A 17,703-nucleotide genomic window follows, 5' to 3' on the forward strand; every position below is an offset into this window, starting at 1 on the left:
GGCCATCATTCGAGCCTGAGGGCGCATACGTCAATGCTTTCGACGTACACCGTACGTACGCGGGCCGGAAAACCTGTGGCGCGGTGGCCTCGGTGATCGCTACGATTCGCCGTATGACGTTCTTCTACCTGCGCTAGCGATCCGCCGGCGGGCCGTGGACGACCCACCGCCGGTGATGCGGGACGGCCGGCCGCCGTCCCGGGTCGCTACGTGGGAGAAGGACACGTGCATACCCTTGCCGTGGCCAGGGCGGTGCATGGCATCGAGCCCCTGGTCGCCGCGGAGATCCAGCGTTCCGGACTCGGCTCGGTGCGCGCGCTGCGCCATCGGGAGGTCTGGTTCGACACCGCCGACCCCGGGCCCGCCCTGCTGGGGCTGCGCACCGCCGACGACGTGCTGCTCGCGGCGGCCGTGGTCGACGGGATCGGCCACGACCGGACCGCGCTGCGCCGCCTGGCGCGGGCGGCACGCGAGCTCGATGCGGGCAGCCTGAGCGGGCGGGGCCCCGGCGTTGAGGTTTCGGCGTCGTTCGTGGGACGGCGCAACTACACCCGCTTCGAGATCGAGGACGCCGTCGGCGCCGAGCTGGCCAGGCGCACGCGCCTGCCCTACCACTCGCGCGCGGGCGGTGGGGTGCCGCCGCGCGGCTCGGTGGCCTGGCGGGTCACGATCGAGGGCGAGCGAGCCCTCATCGCACTGCGGGCGTCCGGCACGCCGCTGCACCGCAGGCCGTACAAGACGGGCTCGATCGCGGGCACCCTGCATCCGCCGCTGGCCGCCGCCATGTCCCAGCTCGGCCGCCTCGGCGAGGCGGGCACGGTGCTCGATCCCTGCTGCGGCGCCGGAACGACGTTGATCGAGGCGTGCGCGTTCGCGCCCCGGGCCCGCCTGCTCGGGCTGGACCACGCTCCCGGCGTGGTCGCCACCGCCGCCGCGAACGCCGCCCGCGCGGGCCGGCAGAGCCGCCTGGTCTGGGCCGTGGCCGACGGGGGGCGGCTGCCGGTGGCCGGCGCGAGCGTGGATCGGGTCCTGGTCAACCCACCGTGGGGGCGGCAGGTGCCGCCGGCGGGCCTGCTCGCGCGAGATCCCGGGCTGCTGTGGCGGGAGGTGCGCCGGGTGCTGGCCGACGACGGCGTGGTGGTGGCGCTGCTGCACGACCTGCCGCAGGATCCGCGCGGCTTCGAGGCCGTGAGGCGCGTGGCGGTGAGCCTGTCGGGGCGGCATCCGGTGCTGACGGTCCTCAGGAAGCGGGGCCGAGCCAGTCGAGGATGAGCCCGTTGACCTCGGCGGGCTGTTCCAGGTGGAGGAAGTGCCCGGCGCCCGGGACCAGCGTCGCGCGCGAGCCCTTCGGCAGGTGCTGCGGGGCGTCCTTGACCAGCTCGGGGTCCAGGCAGCCGTCCTGGACGCCGTGCAGGTAGAGGATGGGCGTGGTGGTGGCGGTCCCGGCGGCCGGGTGGCGCCCCGAGGGCGGAGTGGTGCCCAGCATGGCGCGGTAGTAGCCGATGGCCGCCGCCAGGTTGGCGGGCTCGCCGATGCTCTGGCGGACGTGGGCCAGGTCCTGGCTCGCGTCGTAGCCGGGTGACCAGTCACGCCAGAGCCCTTCCAGGAAGCCAGGGCCGGCCGCGGCGGACTCGGCCAGCCCTGTCTGGAAGAGGAAGACGTAGAACGAGCGCTTGAGTTGCTCGTAGCGCAGGAAGCCTGCCAGTAGCGCGGCCGTCGGCGGCACCGCCATGGACACGGCCGAACGGAAGCGGTCGGCCACGGCGTACACCGGGAACGTGCCCCAGTCGTGCCCGATGAGCACCGCGGCCTCGTCGCCGCCGAGCTCGGCGTGCAGCGCGAGCGCGTCGGCGGCCAGCGCGTCGCCCTCGTAGGCGGCGTCGGCGGGGATCTCGCTGGGCGCGTACCCGCGCATGAACGGCGCGACGGCGCGGTAACCGCGCTCGGCGAGCGCGGGCATCAGGTGGCGCCAGGTGTGCGCGGTGTCGGGGAAGCCGTGCAGGCACAGGGCCAGCGGCCCCTCCCCCATGGTCAAGTACGCGAACTCCATTCCGTTCGCGTGGACTGTCCTGATCTCCATGGCTGCGAAACCTAGCATCCGCTTGGCGAGAGGAGTAGCACCGCGCGAGCCGTTCAGAACGTGTAGCGCAGGTGCTTGACGCCGTTGATGAAGTTCGACAGCAGGAAGGCGGGCTCTCCCTCGGACCTGATTCCCGGCAGGCGGGTGAACAGCTCCCGGAACATCACGGTCATCTCCCTGCGCGCCAGGTGGGCGCCCAGGCAGTAGTGCGGTCCGGGGCCGCCGAACCCGACGTGCGGGTTGGGGTCACGGGTGATGTCGAACGCGTCCGGGTGATCGAAGACCGACTCGTCACGGTTGGCGGAGTTGTAGAAGAGCAGCACCTTGTCGCCCTGCTTGTACTGCATGCCGTTCATCTCGTGGTCACGGGTGAGCGTGCGGCGGAACTGGATCACCGGGGTGGAGTGGCGGACGATCTCGTCGCAGGCGCCCCCGATGCGGCCTTCGAAGTCGGCCAGCAGCAGCTCGCGCTGGTCCGGGTGGTCGGTGAAGAGCTTGAGGCAGTGCGCGATGGCGTTGCGGGTGGTCTCGCTGCCGGCGACCACCAGCAGGATGAAGAACGAGCCCAGCTCCTGCGAGGTGAGCCGCTCCTCGCCGCCGACCAGCAGGCTGACCAGGTCGCCCGTGGGACGCTTGCGCCGCTCGTCGCCCAGGCGGGCGGCCAGGCGGTTCAGCGAGAAGCCGGCGTGCAGCAGCTTGCCCAGGCCGCGGGCCACCTTGACCCGGTTGAAGCCCGGGTCGATGCCGGTGTATTCGGGGTCGGCGTTGCCGAGGATGACGTTGGTCCGGCGAAGCACCATGTCATGGAACTTCGCCGGAATCCCCATCATGTCGCAGATGACGCGTACGGGAAGCTTGGCAGCGATCTGGGAGACGAAGTCTCCCGGGCCCTCCGCCACCGCCGCGTCCACGATCTCGGCGGCGGCCCGGGCCAGGTCCTCCTCCATCTTGGCCAGCACGCGCGGCGTGAACGCCCTGGAGACGATCCTGCGCAGCCTGGCGTGCCGCGGGTCGTCCATGTTGATCATCGAACCGAAGTAGACCGCCAGCCAGCGGGGCATGTCGGGGATGCTGTTGGAGCACGGCTCGCTGCTGAAGACGGCCGCGTTGCGGCTGGCCTCGGTCACGTCCGCGTGGCGTACCAGCGCGTAGTAGCCGGGTCCGCCCCCGATGAACGGCACCACCTGCTCGGACACGAACACCGGCCGGTCGAGCTGCCGCAGCCGCCGGAAGGCGGCCAGGCGCTCGGCCTGGGGCAGGCCCCAGAACGGGATCTGCGAGAGGTCCGTTTCCGCGGAGACCGTCATGCGACCAGCCTTGAGCAAGCGTTCACTTACGTCAAGACGGAGTCTTCGCGATCAGTTCGGCGGCCTTCTCGCCGATCATGACGGCCGGGGCGTGCGTATGGCCGCGGTTGAGCGTCGGCATGATCGACACGTCCACCACCCTGAGCCCTTCGACGCCGCGCACCCTCAGCGAGGGGTCCACGACCGAGTCCGCGTCGGTGCCCATCCGGCAGGAGCCGGCCGGGTGGTAGAGGGTCTTGCTCTGGTCACGGACCCACAGTTCGAGCTCCTCGTCGCTCTCCGGAGCGTCGTAGGGAGCCATCGGACCGCCCGCCCACGGCTTCATCGCGGCGGTGGCGAACACCTGCTTGGCCACCTTCAGCCCGGCGACCAGCCGCTTGACGTCCCCTTCCTTGGCCAGGTACCGGGGGTCGATCAGCACCTCCCGGCCGTTCAGCCCGATCCTGCCGCGGCTCTCCGGCTGCAGCAGCACGACGCCGACGGTCAGGCCGTGGCCGGTGGGCGGGGTCAGGCCGTGGTCGATGAAGGGCCCCGGCGCGAAGATCAGCTCGATGTCCGGCGCCGGCTCCTCGGGCGAGGTCCTGAGGAACGCGACCGCCTCGCCCACGTTCGTGGTGAGCATGCCGGAGCGCAGCACGATGTAGCGCAGCAGGTTGCCGATGGACTCGGCCTTGGTCAGCGTCACCGGCTGCTTGCACGTGACGAACACGCCCGACGAGAGATGGTCCTGCAGGTTCTTGCCCACCTCGGGCAGGTCGTGGACGATCGGGACGCCCGCGTCGCGCAGCTCGTCGGCCGCGCCCACCCCCGAGCGCAGGAGCAGGTACGGCGAGCCGATCGCGCCCGCCGAGAGGATCACCTCCCGCCGGGCCCGCAGCACGGCGCCGCCGCTGTGCTCGACGCCGGTGGCCCGGGTGCCGTCGAAGACGACGCGGTCCACGTTCGCCTCGGTGATCAGCGTCAGGTTGGGGCGCTTGAGCGCGGGACGCAGGTAGCCGTCGGCGGCGCTCCAGCGGCGGCCGCGGTCCTGCGTGACGGGGGTGGGACTGTAGCCCTCGTTCGAGCGGCCGTTCAGCTCGGCCAGGCGCTCGAACCCGAGCTCCTCGCAGGCCTTGAGGAAGGCGGCGGTGGTCACGTTGGGGCTGCGCAGCTCGGAGATGAACAGCGGTCCCGCCGAGCCGTACACGCCGCCGTGGTTGCTGCCGATCCGCCGCTCGGCCTTGGTGAAGTACGGCAGGACGTCCTCGTACGACCAGCCGGGGATCTCCCACTGGTCGTAGTCCTGCTGGCAGCCGCGCACCCACATCTGGGCGTTGAGCGAGGAGGAGCCGCCCACGACCCGGCCCCTGGGCCAGTAGAGCTCGCGGCCCGCCATCTCGCCCTGCTTGGCGGTGGTGAAGTTCCAGTCGTAGTCGGTCTTGAAGAGCTTGGCGAAGCCCGCGGGCATCCGGATCTCGAGCTTGTCGTCCTGCCCCCCGGCCTCGACCAGGGCCACGGACACCTCGGGGTCCGCCGAGAGCCTGTTCGCCAGCACGCATCCGGCCGACCCCGCCCCGACGATCACGTAGTCGTACTCCATGACCCCTCCCAGGGGTAAGTAACTTTGTACTTGCTTACTCCAGGGCGCGGGGCGCGTCCATATGCAGTTGTAACCTCTGTTACCTACCGGTCGGTATGCCTAACTGCGAGGATGTCGCGCGAAGGCCATACAGAGGGAGGAAGGCGCCATGCTGAACCTGTCGAGCGTCCTGGAAGACAGTGCGAGAAACACTCCGGAGGGCACCGCGATCGTCTTCGGCGACATGCGGCTGCCGTACTCCATGATCGACACTGTTGCCCGCCAGGTCGCGAACCTGCTGGTGTCGCGCGGCATCGGCAAGGGCGACAAGGTCGCGATCGCCTGCCCCAACCTGCCCTACTTCCCGTTCGTCTACTTCGGCATCCTCAAGGCCGGGGCGACCGTGGTGCCGCTCAACGTGCTGTTGCAGTCCAGGGAGATCACCTATCACCTGGAAGACAGCGACGCCAAGGCCCTGTTCTGCTTCGAGGGCACCCCCGAGTTGCCGCTGGGCGAGCGCGGCAAGGCCGGCTTCGAGGGCGCGGAGGGGTGCGAGCACTTCTTCGTGCTGCCCGCCACGCCGCTGGCGACCGAATCGGAGTACGGCGAGTCCTTCTGGGCGGCGCTGGACGGCATGTCCGGGGAGTTCGAGACCGTGCAGACCGCGGCCGACGACACCGCCGTGATCCTCTACACCTCCGGCACCACCGGCCAGCCCAAGGGCGCCGAGCTCAGCCACCAGAACATGCTGATGAACGTCATGGTCAACGACAAGATGTTCCCGAGGAACGACGACGGCGACACCTACCTCGCGGTGCTGCCGCTGTTCCACTCCTTCGGCCAGACGGTCGTCATGAACACCGGCTTCATGCGCGGCGCCACCGTGGTGCTGATGCCGCGCTTCGAGCCCGGAGAGGCGCTCGCCCTCATGGTGCGCGAAGGCGTCACGTTCTTCGCCGGCGTCCCGACCATGTACTGGGCCATGCTCACCAAGATCCACGCCGAGAACGTGGCGGTGCCCACCACGCTGCGGGTGGCCGCGGCGGGCGGCTCCGCCTCCCCCGTCGAGGTGCTCAAGGACTTCGAGCAGACCTTCGGCATCAGCATCCTGGAGGGCTACGGCCTGTCGGAGACCGCCCCCGTCGCCAGCTTCAACCAGCTCGGCCGCCCCACCAGGCCCGGCACGATCGGCACCCCCATCTGGGGCGTGGAGATGAAGCTGATCGACAGCGACTGGAAGACAGTCGAGGGCGAGGGCCCCGGCGAGATCGCGATCCGCGGCCACAACATCATGAAGGGCTACTACGGCCGGCCCGAGGCGACGGCCGAGGTGATGCGCGACGGCTGGTTCCGCACCGGCGACATCGCCACCCGTGACGCCGACGGCTACTACTCGATCATCGACCGCGCCAAGGACATGATCATCCGTGGTGGGTTCAACGTCTACCCGCGGGAGGTCGAGGAGGTCCTGATGACGCACGACGCGGTCTCGCTCGCCGCCGTCGTGGGCGTCCCGCACGACTCCCACGGCGAGGAGATCAAGGCGTACGTCATCCGCACCCCGGGATCCTCGCTGGCTGAGGAGGAGCTCATCGCCTGGAGCCGCGACACCATGGCGGCCTACAAGTATCCGCGCATCGTCGAGTTCCGCGACGCGCTGCCCATGACGGCCACGGGCAAGATCCTCAAGCGCGAACTGCGCTGACCCCGACTCCCGCGAAGGCCCTCTCCCCGCCGGGCAGAGGGCCTTCGCGCTGTCCGGGTGCGGCTAGGGTGGGCCTGACGGCCGAACCGATGTCATGCCGCCTGTCTCGCGGCTCCCGGCGCCGTCCCCCTCGCGCCGGTCCGGCGGATCCCTCGCGAGGTCCCGATCACTCCACCCGAGCGAGGGAAGGCTGCAGCATGCCCAGGAACATCGACCGATTCGTGGTCATCACCGGTGGGCCCGGAGCCGGGAAGAGCACGTTGCTCCGGCACCTGCGCGGGAAGGGCTTCGCCACCCGTCCCGAGGCGGGGCGGGCGATCATCAGGGAGCAGGTGGGCCTCTCCGGCCCGGCGCTGCCCTGGCTCGATCCCGGGCTGTTCGCCGAGCTGATGCTCTCCTGGGATCTGCGCAACCACCGGGAGGCGCCCGAGCACGGCACGGTGCTGTTCGATCGCGGGGTCGTGGACGTCGTCTGCTATCTCGAGACGCTGAGCCGGCCGGTCCCCGGTCACATGCGCCGCGCCGCGGAGACGGTCCGCTACGGCAGGCGGGTCTTCGCCGCGCCGCCGTGGCCGGAGATCTACGAGCGGGACGCGGAGCGCGAGCAGAGCCTGGACGAGGCCGAGCGGGTCTACGAGGCGTGCGTGGCGGGTTATGCCGCCCACGGCTACGAGCTGGTCACGCTGCCTCGGGCCGGGGTGGAGGAGCGGGCCCGGTTCGTCGTCGCCACGCTCTCGGACCGATCGGGGTGAGGGCGAAACGCGCGGGGGCCGGCGAGCGATCAGAACGTGGACGGCGAGACCACGGAGGGATCATGGAGACTGGCACGCTGGCCGTGCCCGGCGCCGAGCTCTACTACGAGGTGCGCGGGGCGGGACCGGTCCTGTTGCTGATCAACGGCGGCGACGGCGACGCGGCCATGTACGCGCCGCTGGCGCTGCAACTGGCCGACGGCTACACGGTGATCACGTACGACCCGCGCGGCAACTCGCGCAGCCGCCTCACCGGCCCGGTCGGCGAGCAGCGCATCGAGGAGCACGCCCGCGACGCCCACCTCCTGCTGCGGGCACTGACCCGCGAGCCCGCCTACATCTTCGGCAACAGCTACGGCGGCATGGTCGGGATGGACGTGCTCGCCCGCCATCCCGAGCAGGTCCGGGCCCTGGTGGCGCACGAGCCGCTCCTCATCGAGCTGCTGCCCGACGCCGAGCACTGGCACGCGGTGTTCCAGGAGGTGCACGACGTCTTCCGGCGCGAGGGCGCCCAGGTGGCCCTGCGGCGGCTGAGCGACGAGCTGGGCGTGGAAGGCCCGCCCGAACCCGGCGCCGCGCTACCCGCTCCGGTCGCCGCGATGCTGGCGCGGGTCGCCGCCAACCTGCCCTTCTGCCTGGAGTACGAGCTGCGGTCGTTCGTGCGGTTCGCGCCGGACCTGGACGCGTTGCGCGATGGGCCGTTCGCCGTGGCGAACGGCGCCGGGACGCACGAGACCCTCGGCTACGGCACGTCCGTGATCCTCGCCGAACAGCTCGGCATCGAGGTCGCGGACTTCCCCGGCGGGCACGTGGGTTTCCTCACGCACCCGGCCGAGTTCGCCAAGGCGCTGAACGACGTGCTGGAGCGCTGATCAGGGCCAGTCGCGCGACGGGCGCAGCGGGACGCCGGAGCGGCCGTCGCGGTCCAGCTTGACGCCGAGCACCTGGTGGAGCTGGACCTTGTTGCGCTCGAAGCCGACGATGCAGCCCGCCATGTAGAGGGCCCAGACCCGCGCGGTGCCCATGCCGACTTCCTGGACGGCTTCCTCCCAGTTGGCGTCCAGGTTGTCGCACCAGAACCTGAGCGTCCTGGCGTAGTGCTCCCTGAGGTTCTCCTCGTGGCGGATCTCGAAGCCGCGGTCCTCCATCTCCCTGACCAGCACGCCGACCGACTCCAGCTCACCGTCGGGGAAGACGTAGCGGTTGATGAAGCCGCCCTTGTTGAAGGTCTTCTCCTTGCCGGTGGGCCGGGTGATGCAGTGGTTGAGCAGGCGGCCGCCCGGCTTGAGCTTGCCGTAGAGGAAACCGAAGTAGTCGGGCAGGTTGTCCCTGCCGATGTGCTCGGTCAGGCCGATGGAGCTGACCGCGTCGAAGCCGGACTCCGTGACGTCGCGGTAGTCCATGAAGCGGACCTCCGCCAGGTCCTGCAGCCCTTCCTCGGCGATGGCCTTCTGGGCCCACTCGGCCTGCTGCTTGCTGAGCGTCACGCCGAGGGCCTTGACGCCGTAGTGCTTGGCCGCGTGGATGACCATGCCGCCCCAGCCGCAGCCGACGTCGAGCAGCCGCATGCCGGACTCCAGGCCGAGCTTCCGCGCCACCAGGTCGAACTTGGCGAACTGGGCCTCTTCGAGCGAGGAGGTCTCCTCGGGGAAGGTCGCGCAGGTGTAGGCCATGGACGGCCCGAGCACCCAGTTGTAGAAGCGGTTGGACACGTCGTAGTGGTGGTGGATGGCCTCGGCGTCGCGCTGCTTGGCGTGGCGGGAGCCGAGCCTGGCCAGCGCGCTCTGGCGGATCTCCTGCGGCGGCGGCGGCACGCGCATCAGCAGCGGCTTCACGCCCAGCGACCGGACCGCGGCGAGCTTCTCGGCCGCGGTCAGGTCGTTGGTCGTGATGTTCCACATGCGGTCGAGCAGCGTATAGAGGTCGCCATGCACGTCGATGTGGCCGGAGACGTAGGCTCTGGCCAGCCCCAGCTCCCCGGGAGCCTGCGCCAGGTAGGCGACGGCGATCGGGGACTTCACCTCTATGGCGACGTCCGCGCCGTCCGGGCCCGCCTTGCTGCCGTCGTAGGCCATGAACGCGATGTTCGCGTCAGAGCCGACGATCTTCTCGAAGATGGACGCGAGAGCCATCTCATCACCTTCCCCGTACACACTTGTCGTACAGGTCCAGCAGGCGACCGTTGGGGTCGTATTCCCGCTTGACCGGCCAGTAGGCATCGCCGTTGTAGAGCTGCCAGAACTCGTCACGGGCGTAGAAGGAGGTCGAATAGAGAGACTTGTGCCCGTGGAGCTCGTGCACAGAGCTCTCGATGAGCCGGTTGTAGTAGCCGTCGAACTGTCCCCGAGGCAACGGGACCATGCCCCAGAAGCCGAAGTTGACGTACAGCTTGCCCGGCTCCAGCGGGTAGAGCGGCCAGCGTGAGCCGGCTCGCAGCGGGCACATCCACACCGGCGTCATGCCGACCTTGTCGTGGAAGAACTCCAGGAACTGCGCGCCCCGCTCGACCGGCACCTCCACGTCCTGGATGACCGACTCCTGCACCGGCTGGTCGCGCCACCTGTCGACCCTGGCGGTCACCCCGTAGCGGCGGTCGAGCGCGACGAGCTTGCGGTAGACGTCGGAGCGCATCCAGCGGCGTGGCATCAGCGAGCGGACCACCGGCTGCTGCACGCCGAACGCGCGCGAGCACCAGAACCAGTCGGTGTCCCAGCGCCACAGGTAGTCGCGGATCGTCAGCCAGTCTCGGTTGCGCTGCTTGATCGACTGATAGTAGATGCGCATGCCGGTGTAGTCGGAGACGTACGGCGCGCGATCGGCGAAGCGGCCGACCGTGACGTACATCTCCTGCGGATCGAAGAAGACCCCGTCCACGAAGTCGACGGGCTCGCCGTCGTACTCCATGCTCTCGCAGATCTCCTGCATGGCCAGCATGCACTTGTCGGCGTCGGTGAACCTGACGTGCGTGAGCCGGACGTACGGCTGGACCGCGCGCAGCTTGATCCTGATCCGCAGGGCGTAGCCGAGCGTGCCGTAGGAGTTCGGGAACGCCTTGAACAGCTCGTGGTGCTCGTTGTCCGCGCGGGCGACGACGACGCGCCCGTCGCCGGTCAGGATCTCCAGCTCCTCGACGGACTCGTGCGGCAACCCGTCGCGGAAGCTGGTGGACTCGATGCCCAGCCCCGTCACCGCTCCCCCGAGGGTGATGGTCTTGAGCTGGGGGACCACGTACGGCATGAGCCCGTGCCGGAGGGTGGCGTCCACCAGATGCTCGTAGGTGGTCATGCCCTGGACTTCGGCGGTCATCGTGTCGGGATCGACGCTGATGACCTCGTCGAGGTCCCTGGCCGACAGCTTCGCGGTCTTGCCGGAATCGCGGAACCTGAAGAGGTTGGACGTGGCCTTGGCCAGGCGTGGCGAGGCGTCGCCGGGGATCTCGGCGTACGACTGCCTGATGTGCTCTACTGCCCGTTGGTGTGTCGACATCGTCGTCTTCACGCAAGCACCCCCTTGAGCCGGTAGAGATCGTCGAGAAGACGGTATCTCTCCGGCGGAACCCGGAACAGACCGGGGTCGTTAAAGACACGAAAACTGTTTATCGTGCCACTAGAACCACTACAAAGCAGGCGAATCCGAGAATTTTCTACGGATCACCGCAGAAACTCCGTTCACCACGTTCGCCACCTCACGCCCGTCCAGCGCGGCGGCGAGGTTGTCCACCGTGACCGTGACCAGGCGTCCGGTGGACTCCGGGGTCACGCCGGCCACGTGCGGCGAGAGCAGCACGCCGGGCAGCTCGCGCAGTGGATCGCCGTCCGGCAGCGGCTCGGTGTCGAAGACGTCGAGGGCCGCGCCGGCCAGGTGGCCCTCACGCAGCGCGGCCACCAGCGCGTCCTGGTCGACGACTCCGCCCCTGGCCGCGTTGACCAGGATCGCGCCCTGCTTGAGCCGGGCCGGGTCGATCAGGCCGCGGGTCTCCTCCGACAGGGCGATCACCGCGACCACCACGTCGCTGGTGGACAGCAGCGTCTCCAGCTCGGTGTAGCCGGGGTCCTGCCGGGGCGTGCGCGTCCAGTAGGACACCTCGCAGCCCAGCGCACCGAACAGGGCTGCGCAGGCCACGCCGATCGGGCCGTAGCCGACGATCCCGACGCGCTGGCCGTGCAGCTCGCGGGGACGCAGCCCTTGCTGCGGCCAGCCGCCCGCGCGGACCGCGCCGTCCGCCTCGGCGAGCCTGCGCGTCAGCGACAGCGCGGCGGCCAGGCACCACTCCGACACCGCCACCGCGCTGACGCCCGCCGTGTTGGCCACCGCGACCCCCGCCGCGGCCAGGGCGGCCAGGTCGTGACCGTCCACGCCGACCGAGGGCTGCTGCACGAACGCCAGCCGGGGCGCCGCCGCGACCGCCTCGGCGTCCAGCGTGAGCACGCCCGTCCAGTCGCCGAGCACGAGCTCCGCCCCGGGCAGCGCAGCGAGCAGCGAGTCGCGGTCGCGCGCGGCCGGCACCCGCACCTCCACCCGGTCTGCGAGCGGGGAGAGCAGCCTGCGGATCAGGTCTTCGGGCAGGGGCGGGAGTGCCAGGAGGTTCCAGGGCGTCATGCGCCCACCGTAAAGCTCCCGATCACCTTGCGCATCAGCCCGGCGTTGCGCCGCCACTGGGCCTCGGTGAACGTCCAGGACAGGATGTAGGCGGCGTCGCCGACCGCGACGGCGCGCCGCACCTCGCGGTACCTCGTCCCCTGCGCGGCCCACGGCGTGTCACCGCCCGTCCCCGCGGTCCAGGCGAACTCCCACTCCACGGCCCTGATCCCCTGGTGGCTGACCGTCCTGCGGCCGATGTTGCGCACGTCCCCGGCGTCGCGTCGCACCAGCTCCTCCGCGTCGCGCAGGAGCTGGTGCGGGTCCACCTCGGCGTAGACGGCCGCCACGCCCAGGTGGCCGCTCCCGTCACGCCGGGTCCACTCGGTGTAGGACTCCCCCCGCGCGCCCCTCCAGCCGACGGGCCGCGCGATCGACCAGCCGTCGGTCGAGGTGTAGGCGCGCACCCGCGAGCGGGTCACGGTCGGGGAGGGCGTCGGGGTGAGCGTGTGCGTCGCGCTCACCCCCGGCGTGGTGGGCGTGGCCGGCGCGCTCGGCAGCGGGCTGGTGGCGGCCGCGTGCTGCGCCAGGCGCGGCGAGCCTTCGGCGGGCGCGGCGAGCTTGAGGTAGGTGACCGTGCCCGCCGCCACGACCAGGACCGCCGCCGTGGCCGCGGCGAGGAGCGCGCGGCTGGTACGGCGCGGCCGGCTCGGCGGCACGTGCTGATCGGCATGGGCGGGCCTGGCCGCGGAGATCGCGGCGAGCAACTCGTCGGCCTCCTGCGCGGTCAGCCGATCCTCCGGCTCCTTGCGCAGCAGCCCCTTGAGCACCGGATGCATGGCCGGCGGGATCCTGCGGTAGTCGGGCTCCTCGTTGAGCAGGGCGTTGAGTGTCGCCATGGGCTCGCCCCGCTCGAACGGCGAGCGGCCGAGCAGCGTGGCGTAGAGCGTGGCGCCCAGAGACCACAGGTCGGAGGCCGGGCCGGCCTCGGCGGCGCGCACCCGCTCGGGCGCCAGGAAGCTCGGCGAGCCGGTCACCATGCCGGTGCTGGTGAGCGAGGAGTCGCCTTCGGCGGTGGCGATGCCGAAGTCGGTGAGCACGGCCCTGCCCTCGTCGGTCAGCAGGATGTTGCTCGGCTTGACGTCGCGATGCAGGATGCCGAGCTCGTGGGCGGCGCGCAGCGCGGACAGCACCTGCCGTCCCAGGTCGGCCGCCTGCCGCACCGGAAGGGCTCCGGAGGCGGCGACGACGTCCTCGACCGAGGAGGCGCTCACCAGCTCCATGATGATCCACGGGCGGCCGTCCTCCTCGACCACGTCGTAGATCGCCACGACCGCGGGATGGTTGAGCTTGGCCGCGGTGCGCGCCTCGCGCGCGGTGCGGACGAGCTGGCGCTCGTGGTCGGCCCGGGGCAACCCGTCCGGGAGCACCACCTCTTTGATCGCGCACTGGCGGTTGAGCAGCGTGTCGCGGCCTTCCCAGACCACGCCCATCCCCCCGCGGCCAAGCTCGCGAAGTAACTCGTAGCGCTTGGCGATCAACCGGCTGCTATCCGAAACCATGTCCTACCCCTGTAGACCACCCGAATAGTGGGCAAGTTTCCCATACCTCATATGCCTCTGGCGGACGGTCGGGGAGGCGTCTTGCCACGAGTCACCGAATGTTGTTCTACTGATGTCGCCCTAGGTCGCCCAGATCCACCCGAGGAGTCGTTCATGTCCGAAGCCCGACAGGGCCCGCTGTCCGGGATCCGCGTGCTCGAGCTCGCCGGGCTGGCGCCCGGGCCGTTCGCCGGGATGATGCTCGCCGACCACGGCGCCGAGGTGCTGCGGGTGGACCGGGTCTCCGCCGTGTCCGACCGGCCTCGCACGGACGTCATGGATCGCGGCAAGCGCACGATCGGCCTGGACCTGAAGTCACCCGAGGGCGTGGCCGCGTTCAAGGACCTGGTGCGCGGCGCCGACGTGGTCATCGAGGTCTTCAGGCCGGGTGTGGCCGAGCGGCTCGGCATCGGCCCCGACGACCTGCACGCGGTGAACGAGCGGCTGGTCTACGGCCGGATGACCGGCTGGGGACAGGACGGGCCACTGGCTCCGACCGCGGGTCACGACATCGACTACATCGCGATCTCCGGGGTGCTGTCCATGCTCGGCCGCGAGGGCGACAAGCCCACCCCGCCGATCAACATCCTGGGCGACTTCGCCGGCGGCGGTCTCATGCTCGCCTACGGCGTGCTGCTGGCGCTGCTGGAGCGCGGGCGCACCGGCCAGGGCCGGGTCATCGACGCGGCCATGGTCGACGGGGCCGCGATCCTGTTCGCGATGTTCTACCAGGGCGTGCGGAGCGGCGGCTGGGGCCCGCGCGGCACGAACCTGCTCGACACCGGCGCCCCGATGTACGACACCTACGAGACGGCCGACGGCCAGTATCTGGCGGTGGGCTCGCTGGAGCCGCAGTTCTGGGACGCCATGGTGACCCTCATGGGCCTGACGGACCTGCCGGACCGCGGCGACCGGCAGCAGTGGCCGGCGTTGAAGGAGCGGCTGGCGCGGGAGTTCAAGTCCAGGACCCGCGCCGAGTGGGAGGCGGTGTTCGAGGGCTCCGACGCGTGCGTCTCGCCGGTCCTGTCCATGGCGGAGGCGCCTGACCACCCGCACAACATCGCCCGGGGCGGCTTCGTCCAGGTCGGCGGCGTCAGCCAGCCGGCGCCCGCGCCGCGCCTGCTCGGCACGCCCGCCCAGGACCTGGCCCCCGCGACCAGACTCGAAGACCTCTCCTCCTGGGGGATCACCGCGGAGGCCGCCGCCAAGCTGCGCTCCCAGGGGGTGCTGGCCTGACTCACCCGGCCCGAAGGCGGGCGGCCCTGGTGAACTGGTCGTCGAACCGGCGCGGGAACGGCAGCACGCGATGCTTGTGCCGGTGCGGCGCGGCCTGCCGGACCGTGTTGAACCCGGCGGCGGAGATGATCCGCGCGGCGCCCGCGAACAGCGGCCAGGCGGGGCGGGCGGCCAGATGGGCCACCTCGGGTGGCAGACCGGCCGGGGCGACCGGCGAGACCAGCGTGATCCGGGGTCGGGCCCCTTCGGCGGCGGCGCTCTCGCGGGCGTAGGCGACCAGCTCCATGGTCTCCTCCGGCGGCCCGGAGTGCACGACCAGCCAGCCGCCCGCCTCCAGGACGGGCACGTCGCCGGCCGGCGGGTCGGTCAGCGCCAGCGGCTCGACCCGTGCCGACACCGACCGGAGGAACGCCAGGTGCGGCCCGGACACCGGCTCGACCAGCCACGTCCGGTCGAACCGCGGCGTCTGGGAGATCAGCGGCCGGTAGGCGTCCCACCGCAGGAGCCGCGCCAGGTGCACCACCGGCACGCCCGGCGGCAGCCCGGCCCGGGTGAGCTCACCCTCCAGCCCGGCGGGGAAGGCGTCGACCACGATCTCGGCCGCGTCCGGCAGCCGGTCCGGCCACTCGGTCAGGATCGTCGCCTCGGCGCCCGGATGGACGGTGTGCAGGTAGGCGCGGACGCGGGTGAGATGGCCGAAGCCGCCGCCGCGTGCATAGCAGACGATCACTCGATCTCGCCGAACACCCGCAGGTAGCCCTCCGTCTCGGCGGCCACCGTGAAGTCCCCGCGCACCCGCTCCCCCGCCGCCCTGCCGAGCTTGGCCAGCTCCTCGCCGGTGGCCCTGGCCGCCCGGTCCACGGCCCTGCGGCAGTCGTGCGGGTCCCCGGCCCTGAACCGGAAGCCGATCCGGTCGTCGACCAGGTCCGCCAGCCCGCCCGCGTCGGACGCGAGCAGCGGGACGCCCAGGGCGGCCGCCTCCAGGGCGACGTTCGGCAGCCCGTCGTAGAACGACGGCAGCGCCACCAGGTCACAGGAGGCGTAGACGGCGGGCAGCTCGTAGCGGTCGAGGAACGGCAGCCGGGTGTGCTCGACCGGCACCGCCAGCCGCTCCTCGAGCTCGCCGACGAGCAGCAGGTGGAAGGCGTCCGCGTGACCGGAGGCGGCCAGCGCGTCGAGCAGGAAGCCGACGCCCTTCTTGTTCTTGAGCTGGCCGACGAGCCCGATCATCCGCCTGCCGCCGGCGGCGGCGCGCCGGGCCTGGGCCGCCTCGCGCTCCGAAGGCAGCAGCTCCCAGCCGGAGGTGTCGATGCCGTTGGCCACCCAGCGCACCCGCGCACCGGGCACCAGGGCCGACACCAGCGGCGCGTGCCCCGAGGCCACCACGCACACCGTGTCCGAGGCCCGCAGCGCGTCCAGCAGCGCCGTCCTGCGCCGAAGCGAGAACACACCGGTGTCGAAGTCGTTGCCGCGCAGCAGCGTGACCAGCGGCGCCCCCAGCCAGGCGGCCAGCACCGGGGCCGCGAGCATCCCGTACGAGCCGCCGAACGCCACCACGTGCGTGTAGCGCTCGCCCGCCAGCACCGTCCACAGCCTGCGCAGCGCGTGCTCCGGGTTGTCCTCCAGCGGCGCGGTCAGCAGCCGCCCGCCCTGCCCGGCCTCGACCCGCCAGGGCCGCTCCCGCCTGGTCAGGTGGGCCACGTCGAGCTCGGCCCCCGCCCCGCGCAACCCTCGCACGATCCTGTAGCACGACTCGGCCATACCGCCGCGGCTCGGCGGGTAGTGCTCGGTGATCCACAGGATGCGCATCAGCTGTCCACGAAGTCGCGCTCGCCGTCGTCGAAGTCGCCGGGGTCGCCGAAGTCCGCCTGGTCCTCGGGGTCGAACGCGCCCCGGTCGAAGTCGTCGAAGTCGGTGTACCAGCCCGGCTGGGTGTAGGCGGGCAGGGTCTGGTGGGAGTGGTGACCGCGGTAGCCGACCGTCCACAGCGGGTCGTACGGCGTGCCGTAGCCCTGGGCGGCCGCGCACTCGGGGCACAGCCCGGCGTACGCGCCGGGCACCGCGTGCCGGTCGCACACCGGCCGGCCGCAGCGGGCGCAGGCGGTCACCGAGGCCCTGCCGCAGCGGCCGAGCACCAGGAATCCGGTGCTCACCAGGCACGGGGTCATGCGCTCCGCCTCCTTCTCGCCGGGGTCCACCGGAACAGCTCGGTCGCCACCGTCATCATCAGCGGCAGCTCGTCGGCCTGCCTCGGCATGGGCAGTTTGGCCACCGCCCTGATCACCATCCGGGAGCGGCCGCGCGGCCGCACCCGGATCCACGGCGGAGGTGGGCTGCCCGGCTGCTGGAACGGCTGGCCCTTGGCCAGCGAGCGGGTCGCGTAGACGCGCTGCACCGCCTTCGTCTTGGTCTTGCTCTTACGCTTGCCGCGCGGATTGACCTTCACCACGTGGCGGTGCCTGACCACGTCGGTGACGGCGAGCTCCAGCACGCTGCCGTCGCGCAGCTCGGAGCGCACGCTCAGCCAGGAGTCGAACACCCACCACTGCTGGGCCCTGCGCACCGGGCGCACGACCGGCAGGTCCTGCCGCGGCCCGGCCTTGCCCGGCACGTCGCGGCCCCGCAGATCGGCCGTGACGCCGACCCTGCCGCGGTCCACGTCCTCGCACAGCAGCCTGATCAGCGGCACCAGCACGCTCTCGGTGCGCTCGGGCAGCCGCCACTTGCGCCTGCGGACGACCGCTCCGTGGCGTGCCAGGCTGGCGATCAGCGCCGCCCACTCCGCCCTCGGCAGCGTCGCCGACAGCGTGCGCTCCCAGATGAGCTTCTGGTGCAGCGGATGGAACCCGGCGATGGCCGCCCGTGTCTTCCGCCAGAACATGCTTC

The 17,703-nt window shown here is 71.3% G+C and carries 16 protein-coding genes; 5 read left to right on the forward strand and 11 right to left on the reverse strand.

What is annotated here, in order from left to right; all coding sequences use genetic code 11:
- Window positions 1-225 precede the first annotated feature (225 nt).
- Window positions 226-1,272, forward strand: a complete 1,047-nt coding sequence (locus V5E28_RS35765; RefSeq protein WP_336213657.1) for a methyltransferase domain-containing protein — start codon at window positions 226-228, stop codon at window positions 1,270-1,272.
- Here the strand turns inward: V5E28_RS35765 and V5E28_RS35770 are convergent.
- From V5E28_RS35770 to V5E28_RS35780, 3 genes are read right to left on the reverse strand one after another with little or no spacing between them, the layout of a single operon-like run.
- Window positions 1,241-2,080, reverse strand: coding sequence for an alpha/beta fold hydrolase (locus V5E28_RS35770; protein WP_336213659.1), 840 nt, complete (start codon window positions 2,078-2,080; stop codon window positions 1,241-1,243). The genes V5E28_RS35765 and V5E28_RS35770 overlap by 32 nt on opposite strands.
- A gap of 53 nt (window positions 2,081-2,133) precedes the next feature.
- Window positions 2,134-3,387 carry a cytochrome P450 gene (locus V5E28_RS35775; RefSeq protein ID WP_336213660.1) on the reverse strand — a complete coding sequence of 418 codons (1,254 nt, stop codon included), beginning with the start codon at window positions 3,385-3,387 and terminating at the stop codon, window positions 2,134-2,136.
- A gap of 31 nt (window positions 3,388-3,418) precedes the next feature.
- Window positions 3,419-4,966 (reverse strand): GMC family oxidoreductase, encoded by a 1,548-nt coding sequence (locus V5E28_RS35780; RefSeq protein WP_336213662.1) that lies wholly within the window; start codon window positions 4,964-4,966, stop codon window positions 3,419-3,421.
- A 148-nt stretch (window positions 4,967-5,114) separates the two neighbouring features.
- Between V5E28_RS35780 and V5E28_RS35785 the strand changes: the two genes are divergently transcribed.
- From V5E28_RS35785 to V5E28_RS35795, 3 genes are all read left to right on the forward strand, one after another.
- Window positions 5,115-6,650 (forward strand): long-chain-fatty-acid--CoA ligase, encoded by a 1,536-nt coding sequence (locus V5E28_RS35785; RefSeq protein WP_336213664.1) that lies wholly within the window; start codon window positions 5,115-5,117, stop codon window positions 6,648-6,650.
- A gap of 197 nt (window positions 6,651-6,847) precedes the next feature.
- Complete coding sequence (locus V5E28_RS35790; protein WP_336213665.1) at window positions 6,848-7,402, forward strand: AAA family ATPase; 555 nt, start codon at window positions 6,848-6,850, stop codon at window positions 7,400-7,402.
- Window positions 7,403-7,464: 62 nt separating this feature from the next.
- Window positions 7,465-8,274 carry an alpha/beta fold hydrolase gene (locus V5E28_RS35795; RefSeq protein ID WP_336213666.1) on the forward strand — a complete coding sequence of 270 codons (810 nt, stop codon included), beginning with the start codon at window positions 7,465-7,467 and terminating at the stop codon, window positions 8,272-8,274.
- Here the strand turns inward: V5E28_RS35795 and V5E28_RS35800 are convergent, their stop codons facing one another.
- The 4 genes from V5E28_RS35800 to V5E28_RS35815 form a co-directional block, all read right to left on the reverse strand.
- Window positions 8,275-9,534, reverse strand: a complete 1,260-nt coding sequence (locus V5E28_RS35800) for a cyclopropane-fatty-acyl-phospholipid synthase family protein (RefSeq protein ID WP_336213667.1) — start codon at window positions 9,532-9,534, stop codon at window positions 8,275-8,277.
- A 4-nt stretch (window positions 9,535-9,538) separates the two neighbouring features.
- Window positions 9,539-10,888 (reverse strand): FAD-binding oxidoreductase, encoded by a 1,350-nt coding sequence (locus V5E28_RS35805; protein ID WP_336213669.1) that lies wholly within the window; start codon window positions 10,886-10,888, stop codon window positions 9,539-9,541.
- A 129-nt stretch (window positions 10,889-11,017) separates the two neighbouring features.
- On the reverse strand, window positions 11,018-12,001 hold the full coding sequence (locus V5E28_RS35810) for an NAD(P)-dependent oxidoreductase (protein WP_336213670.1): 984 nt from the start codon (window positions 11,999-12,001) through the stop codon (window positions 11,018-11,020).
- Window positions 11,998-13,542 carry a serine/threonine-protein kinase gene (locus tag V5E28_RS35815; protein ID WP_336213671.1) on the reverse strand — a complete coding sequence of 515 codons (1,545 nt, stop codon included), beginning with the start codon at window positions 13,540-13,542 and terminating at the stop codon, window positions 11,998-12,000. Before V5E28_RS35815 ends, V5E28_RS35810 begins: the two co-directional genes overlap by 4 nt.
- Before the next feature lie 153 nt (window positions 13,543-13,695).
- Here V5E28_RS35815 and V5E28_RS35820 point away from each other — a divergent pair, with 153 nt between their 5' ends.
- Window positions 13,696-14,817 (forward strand): CaiB/BaiF CoA transferase family protein, encoded by a 1,122-nt coding sequence (locus V5E28_RS35820; RefSeq protein ID WP_336213673.1) that lies wholly within the window; start codon window positions 13,696-13,698, stop codon window positions 14,815-14,817.
- Between the two features lies 1 nt (window position 14,818).
- On the opposite strand, the gene V5E28_RS35825 is transcribed toward V5E28_RS35820, so the two are convergent.
- The 4 genes from V5E28_RS35825 to V5E28_RS35840 are packed head-to-tail and all read right to left on the reverse strand — an operon-like array spanning window position 14,819 to window position 17,698.
- Window positions 14,819-15,547 carry a hypothetical protein gene (locus V5E28_RS35825; protein ID WP_336213674.1) on the reverse strand — a complete coding sequence of 243 codons (729 nt, stop codon included), beginning with the start codon at window positions 15,545-15,547 and terminating at the stop codon, window positions 14,819-14,821.
- The gene (locus tag V5E28_RS35830; RefSeq protein WP_336213675.1) at window positions 15,544-16,626 is read right to left on the reverse strand and encodes a glycosyltransferase family 4 protein; all 1,083 of its coding nucleotides are present in this window, start codon (window positions 16,624-16,626) and stop codon (window positions 15,544-15,546) included. Before V5E28_RS35830 ends, V5E28_RS35825 begins: the two co-directional genes overlap by 4 nt.
- Entirely contained in the window at window positions 16,626-16,985 is a 360-nt protein-coding gene (locus tag V5E28_RS35835; protein ID WP_336213676.1) for a hypothetical protein, read from the reverse strand. Before V5E28_RS35835 ends, V5E28_RS35830 begins: the two co-directional genes overlap by 1 nt.
- Window positions 16,982-17,698 (reverse strand): hypothetical protein, encoded by a 717-nt coding sequence (locus V5E28_RS35840; RefSeq protein WP_336213677.1) that lies wholly within the window; start codon window positions 17,696-17,698, stop codon window positions 16,982-16,984. The genes V5E28_RS35835 and V5E28_RS35840 overlap by 4 nt, the downstream gene beginning before the upstream one ends.
- Window positions 17,699-17,703 lie beyond the last annotated feature (5 nt).

The sequence above is a fragment of the Nonomuraea sp. LPB2021202275-12-8 genome, from assembly GCF_037044575.1.
Classification (GTDB): domain Bacteria; phylum Actinomycetota; class Actinomycetes; order Streptosporangiales; family Streptosporangiaceae; genus Nonomuraea.

Excerpts from the sequence above, each read along its gene's own strand:
- V5E28_RS35775 (WP_336213660.1), bottom strand. The coding sequence starts at position 3,387 with ATGACGGTCTCCGCGGAAACGGACCTCTCGCAGATCCCGTTCTGGGGC.
- V5E28_RS35815 (WP_336213671.1), bottom strand. The coding sequence starts at position 13,542 with ATGGTTTCGGATAGCAGCCGGTTGATCGCCAAGCGCTACGAGTTACTT.
- V5E28_RS35800 (WP_336213667.1), bottom strand. The coding sequence starts at position 9,534 with ATGGCTCTCGCGTCCATCTTCGAGAAGATCGTCGGCTCTGACGCGAAC.
- V5E28_RS35785 (WP_336213664.1), top strand. The coding sequence starts at position 5,115 with ATGCTGAACCTGTCGAGCGTCCTGGAAGACAGTGCGAGAAACACTCCG.
- V5E28_RS35810 (WP_336213670.1), bottom strand. The coding sequence starts at position 12,001 with ATGACGCCCTGGAACCTCCTGGCACTCCCGCCCCTGCCCGAAGACCTG.
- V5E28_RS35830 (WP_336213675.1), bottom strand. The coding sequence starts at position 16,626 with ATGCGCATCCTGTGGATCACCGAGCACTACCCGCCGAGCCGCGGCGGT.
- V5E28_RS35805 (WP_336213669.1), bottom strand. The coding sequence starts at position 10,888 with ATGTCGACACACCAACGGGCAGTAGAGCACATCAGGCAGTCGTACGCC.
- V5E28_RS35835 (WP_336213676.1), bottom strand. The coding sequence starts at position 16,985 with ATGACCCCGTGCCTGGTGAGCACCGGATTCCTGGTGCTCGGCCGCTGC.
- V5E28_RS35795 (WP_336213666.1), top strand. The coding sequence starts at position 7,465 with ATGGAGACTGGCACGCTGGCCGTGCCCGGCGCCGAGCTCTACTACGAG.
- V5E28_RS35780 (WP_336213662.1), bottom strand. The coding sequence starts at position 4,966 with ATGGAGTACGACTACGTGATCGTCGGGGCGGGGTCGGCCGGATGCGTG.
- V5E28_RS35820 (WP_336213673.1), top strand. The coding sequence starts at position 13,696 with ATGTCCGAAGCCCGACAGGGCCCGCTGTCCGGGATCCGCGTGCTCGAG.
- V5E28_RS35790 (WP_336213665.1), top strand. The coding sequence starts at position 6,848 with ATGCCCAGGAACATCGACCGATTCGTGGTCATCACCGGTGGGCCCGGA.
- V5E28_RS35770 (WP_336213659.1), bottom strand. The coding sequence starts at position 2,080 with ATGGAGATCAGGACAGTCCACGCGAACGGAATGGAGTTCGCGTACTTG.
- V5E28_RS35840 (WP_336213677.1), bottom strand. The coding sequence starts at position 17,698 with ATGTTCTGGCGGAAGACACGGGCGGCCATCGCCGGGTTCCATCCGCTG.